The 4,625-nt window shown below is 57.9% G+C and carries 6 protein-coding genes and 2 pseudogenes; 5 read left to right on the top strand and 3 right to left on the bottom strand.

Features of this window, described 5'->3' with window-relative positions; genetic code table 11:
- The coding region (locus G568_RS0117360; protein WP_026758990.1) for an integrase core domain-containing protein at positions 1 to 295 on the top strand (295 nt) is incomplete at its 5' end.
- Here the strand turns inward: G568_RS0117360 and G568_RS0117355 are convergent.
- The 3 genes from G568_RS0117355 to G568_RS0117345 all read right to left on the bottom strand — a co-directional run bounded on the left by G568_RS0117355 (position 292) and on the right by G568_RS0117345 (position 1,582).
- Positions 292 to 501: a hypothetical protein gene (locus tag G568_RS0117355; protein WP_026759149.1), complete on the bottom strand. Its 210-nt coding sequence runs from the start codon at positions 499 to 501 to the stop codon at positions 292 to 294. The two genes, G568_RS0117360 and G568_RS0117355, sit on opposite strands and share 4 nt — an antisense overlap.
- Positions 491 to 841: a hypothetical protein gene (locus tag G568_RS0117350; RefSeq protein WP_026759148.1), complete on the bottom strand. Its 351-nt coding sequence runs from the start codon at positions 839 to 841 to the stop codon at positions 491 to 493. The genes G568_RS0117355 and G568_RS0117350 overlap by 11 nt, the downstream gene beginning before the upstream one ends.
- Before the next feature lie 327 nt (positions 842 to 1,168).
- Entirely contained in the window at positions 1,169 to 1,582 is a 414-nt protein-coding gene (locus G568_RS0117345; RefSeq protein WP_026759147.1) for a hypothetical protein, read from the bottom strand.
- Between the two features lie 611 nt (positions 1,583 to 2,193).
- On the opposite strand from G568_RS0117345, the gene G568_RS20415 reads away from it, so the two are divergent.
- The 4 genes and pseudogenes from G568_RS20415 to G568_RS19415 form a co-directional block, all read left to right on the top strand.
- A complete protein-coding gene (locus tag G568_RS20415; protein WP_157084465.1) occupies positions 2,194 to 2,652 on the top strand; it encodes an AAA family ATPase in 459 nt (152 codons plus the stop codon).
- 146 nt (positions 2,653 to 2,798) lie between these two features.
- Positions 2,799 to 3,287 (top strand): AAA family ATPase, encoded by a 489-nt coding sequence (locus G568_RS20095; protein ID WP_169576974.1) that lies wholly within the window; start codon positions 2,799 to 2,801, stop codon positions 3,285 to 3,287.
- A gap of 65 nt (positions 3,288 to 3,352) precedes the next feature.
- A pseudogene (locus G568_RS19420) lies at positions 3,353 to 4,293 on the top strand (IS3 family transposase); the annotation flags it as partial.
- A gap of 83 nt (positions 4,294 to 4,376) precedes the next feature.
- Positions 4,377 to 4,625: pseudogene (locus G568_RS19415) on the top strand (IS256 family transposase); the annotation flags it as partial.

The following is a 4,625-nucleotide window of genomic DNA, read 5'->3' as shown; positions in this document are numbered from 1 at the left end:
CATCTTCCACAGCGACAGAGGCAGTCAATACTGTTCGCATGACTACCAGAAGATCCTGCGCGAACACGGCTTCCAGGTCTCGATGAGCGGAAAAGGTAATTGCTATGACAATGCGGCTGTTGAGACGTTCTTCAAAACCATCAAGGCGGAGCTGATCTGGCGGCGGGCATGGGCAACCAGGCGCCAAGCTGAGATGGCGATCTTCGAATACATCAATGGTTTCTACAATCCGCGTCGACGACACTCAGCATTGGGCTGGAAAAGCCCGGTCGCCTTCGAACGGAAAGTGGCTTAAACGAGCACTCGGAGCGGCACAAATACGTGACAGGTCCAGTAGTGCCGATCAACCCAGACGAGCACCGACCGAAGGCGAAACTTCTCGATGAGCCAGAGCGTGATGTCGCAGATGTCCTGCTCCATGCCGAATTCATCGGGAAAGACGCTCAGGCGGCGCGCCCGCGCCATCTGGAGGGCACAGCGTGCCCCGGCCTCACTCCGCATGGTGGAACCGCGCGAGAAGCTCACTGACGCGCGCGCCATGCCAGAGGGTCATGTCTGAGGCCGGCAGGCCCCGTTCATGACCGATCCGGTCGAGCGACGACGGCGTCTGATCGGCCAGGACGCGCAGGATGTCGCGCAGCGCCGCCTCGACGACGTCGGCCTTCGGGACCGGCTGCCCAAAGGCGCCATGCAGGTCGCAGAACGCCGCGAACCCGCTGGAATCGTCGAGCGCATCGAGCAGGTCGCAAAGACTTGCACCGTGGCGGCGCAGGTGCTGCTCCACCGCGTAGGCGGCGCCGAGGCGAACCTCAGCAGGATCCAGGGTGGTGATGTTGAGCACGATGATCTCCCTTTCATGCGGTGTGGAAACGGTGTTGGTGTGCCTGTTTCATCGGCGTCATGTTCCGTCGCGGGAGATGGGCGGGGTTCGGCAGGTTCCTTTACGTTGGTCCCAAAGGCTGGTCTTGGCTGCTGGTGAAAAGAACATTGGTCATTCTTGTGGACGACGAAGAAGAAATTTGCCGGGCGCATGATTTTTTTCTCAGGCCCCGCCCCGCACCGCACCGCAGCACAAGTCGTGCGTCGGTGCGGAGATAGGCTTCAGGCTTCGCGTTCGTCCGGAGGCATGACGCCGGCCGCACAGATCGAGCATGGCCGGCCTTGCGTTTCAGGCCACGTCTTGCGCCCGGAAGGCGAGCGCCAGCGCATCCCGCTCTTCGTCCAGTTCTCCGATCTCGACCAAGAGGTCATAGAGCCGATCGGTGAGCAGGCAGAGCTCTTCCACTTCCGAACTGGCGGGGTCGAGGAGAACCCAGGACGACAGGTAGGGTTCGAGATCATCGCCAACCGGATCGAGGGACAGGAGCCGATGCAGGTCGACCAACCTGCGCCGCGTCGCCCGGTCGAGGCGGGACGCTTCGCGCAACGCGGACCTGAGGCGCAAAACGCGGGCTGTTCCGGCATCTCCGTCGATCAGCCCCGCAGCGTTGCACAGGGCGGTTCCGTGCTCGGCGAAATGCGCGCGGACGGTGGCGAGTTGCTGGTCTGCGGACAGGGTCGTTGTAGGTAGATTGCGCAGCATGGTGGGTCCTCCTGTTTGTTGCGCGTCTGCCAATCGTGGCAGCGTCAAGCCTGTCCGCGTGTCGTTCCCGGGGATGACCCTCCTTGTTGCTGCCCGGGCTGAATGGCCGTTGTTTCCGTCCTTCGAAATGGAGATTGGCCAAGAGCCGACGGCACGAAGAAAAAACTTTGGCCCTGATCGGCAGGGATGAGAATTCCTCTGCCAGGGTCGTCAATCGGCCCCATGACGCCGAATGACGACCTTGGCCCTGACACCCGGGCGTCTCTGGCGCAGCGCGCTCAACCTTGACACCGACGACATGCTGCGACCGATGTCCGTTCAGTGAGAGTGTTTTTCACTGCTCCCAATACGCGACGCTGCTCGCGTATGATCGGCCCCGAGCGGACCTCCAGTCGGTCTTGCAATCGCCGCCACACCGCGGCGATCGCAAAACCTTCGGGTCGGACTAACGGTCTGCGGGTCCTTCGGATCATTCCGCGCTTGTGCGTGAATGGTAGCTAACAAAACCTCGGGATGGTAAGATGGTATTTTTCTTACGATTTAAGCCGCATACAACGATAAGTAGGAAACAGCGGCGAAGATAGCCACCTGTAGGAGTAGCGGAAAACTGAATGGCGGATGTAAGGAAGAAACTCGCATCAAAATTCGTAAAAGAGAGCCGCTACCCAAATTTTGGCGCATGCGTGAATTCCATCAATATAAATGGGTTCAGAGGAATTACATGTGACCTGAATTTTGAGTTTCCAGTTACGGCGATTACCGGCTTGAATGGGGCCGGAAAGAGTACCGTTGGCCAGCTATTACTGTGCGGACACAAGAAGCTTTCCACGGCGGACTACAAGCGGTGGTATATTAAGGACTTCTTTCCGGTATCGGTCGCTGATCCGAAGCCCTTCGATGATGACGCTTCTGTGGAGTATCGCTACCAAACAAGTAGTCCCAACGACGATCGTTACTTACTGTTGCCCGAGCCGTTCAAGAATGGAGCGGATACAAGAGGCAGCCAGAAAAGGCGTCAATCTATATCGGGCTCACTTTTTATCTCCCGAAAGTTGAGCGCAAGGACCTGACGATTTACGCCGCGAAGAACATCACGTTGGCTGCTCGGGCCGAGGTCGAGAACGGCGCAATGTGGGCTTCCAGGATACTTGGCAACACATATGAAGACGTGTTCTTTCAGGGCGTCGAAAGTGCAACACGGTCAGCGGAACTTGGGATGGCTAAGCGCTTCGATGCCGTCTATTCGGAAAACAACATGGGCTTTGGTGAGGGTCGTGTCATTCACACAATTCGCCTCCTCGAGAGCTGTCCCGTACAATCACTTGTCATTCTGGAAGAACCAGAAACCAGTCTACATGAGAACGCTCAGTACGAGTTTGCAAAATATCTTATGGATGTGAGTTTTCGTCGTGGCCACCAAATTTTATTCTCGTCTCATGCATCCGCAATGATCCGTGCCTTGCCAGCCGAGGGGCGGAAAATGCTATCACGGGGCAAAGATGAAGTTAAAATCTATGATCGACTTTCCTCAATTCACCTTCGAAATGCTTTGACAGAAGGCAACGAAGGTCACCTCATTGTTTGCGTCGAGGATGTATTTGCTCAGTCGTTGCTGAGAGAAATCACCCGGCAAAAACGACCTGATCTTCTGCGAAGGATCAAGGTGCTTCCTTTCGGTGATGCCATCGCGGTAAAGGGGGGGTAATCCCCCCCGATCTTAAGGGGATGCGGTAGTAGAATTTTCTCGGCAAAATGAACGAGGAGATTCCGATGAAGAAGACACGATTCACTGAAGCCCAGATCATGGGTATCCTGCGGCAGATGGAGAACGGCGTACCTGTATCGGAGCTGTGTCGCGAACATGGCATGAGCAGCGCCACGGTCTACAAATGGCGGGCCAAGTATGGCGGGATGGATGCCAGCCTCATTAGTGAGATGAAGGCTATGGCCGATGAGAACCGGCGGCTGAAGCGCATGTATGCCGATGTCAGCATGCAGAACGACCTGCTGAAGGAGGCGCTCGGAAAAAAATGATACGGCCAGCTCAACGCCGAGAGTTGGCCGTGAAAGCGGTGGCGATGAAGGGCGTCAGCATCGCGCTGGCATGCCGGGCATTCGGTATCAGCGAGACGTGCTACCGATACAGCCCGAAAATGGACGAGGAAAATGAACAGATTGCTGATCTGCTCCTGGGACTGACAGCGGCGAAGAAGACCTGGGGGTTTGGCCTGTGCTTCCTGTATCTGCGCAATGTCCAGGGGCATGCATGGAACCACAAGCGCGTCTACCGGATCTACCGCGAACTGGAGCTGAACTTGCGGATCAAGCCGCGCAAGCGTCTGAAACGGGAGAAGCCGGACGAACTGGCGGTTCCAGAGGCGCCAAACGAGGTCTGGTCGATGGACTTCATGGCTGATCGGCTGGGTGACGGTCGTCAGTTTCGGCTGCTGAATGTGCTGGACGACTTCAACCGTGAAGGATTGGGTATCGAAGTCGACTTCTCGCTGCCAGCAGAGCGGGTCGTCCGAGCCCTGAACCAGATCATCGAATGGCGTGGTGCCCCTGGGACAATTCGAGTCGACAACGGTCCGGAATACGTCAGCGGCACGCTGATGGAATGGGCCGAGAACCGGGGCATCGCCCTGACCTATATCCAGCCAGGCAAGCCCCAGCAGAACGCCTATGTCGAGCGCTATAACGAGCTATGCCGGGAAATGGGTGACGGAGTTTGAGAAGGCGGCGTATCGTGGCGGGTGTCCAAGCCTGCCAGAACTTCCAAAAGGAACGATACGCCATGACCAACGATACAGACATCATCGCCCTGCGTCAGCCGGAATCTGTGGATGACCCGCTGACCGAGATCGCGCGCGACGGGGCGCGACGGATGCTTGCGGCCGCGCTTAGGGCAGAGGCCGACGCCTTCGTAGCACAGCATGCCGAAGAGACCCTGCCGGACGGCCGCCAGCGGGTTGTCCGACACGGTTACGGGCCGGAGCGCAGCATCCAGAGCGGGATCGGCGCGCTCGACGTGCAGCGCCCGAAG

The organism is Sediminimonas qiaohouensis DSM 21189 (assembly GCF_000423645.1).
GTDB classification, from domain to species: Bacteria; Pseudomonadota; Alphaproteobacteria; order Rhodobacterales; family Rhodobacteraceae; genus Sediminimonas; species Sediminimonas qiaohouensis.
Note: the sequence above shows the minus strand (reverse complement) of the source record. Positions and strands in the feature narration are given on the sequence as shown.

Excerpts from the sequence above, each read along its gene's own strand:
- G568_RS0117355 (WP_026759149.1), bottom strand. The coding sequence starts at position 501 with ATGCGGAGTGAGGCCGGGGCACGCTGTGCCCTCCAGATGGCGCGGGCG.
- G568_RS20415 (WP_157084465.1), top strand. The coding sequence starts at position 2,194 with ATGGCGGATGTAAGGAAGAAACTCGCATCAAAATTCGTAAAAGAGAGC.
- G568_RS0117345 (WP_026759147.1), bottom strand. The coding sequence starts at position 1,582 with ATGCTGCGCAATCTACCTACAACGACCCTGTCCGCAGACCAGCAACTC.
- G568_RS20095 (WP_169576974.1), top strand. The coding sequence starts at position 2,799 with ATGGCTAAGCGCTTCGATGCCGTCTATTCGGAAAACAACATGGGCTTT.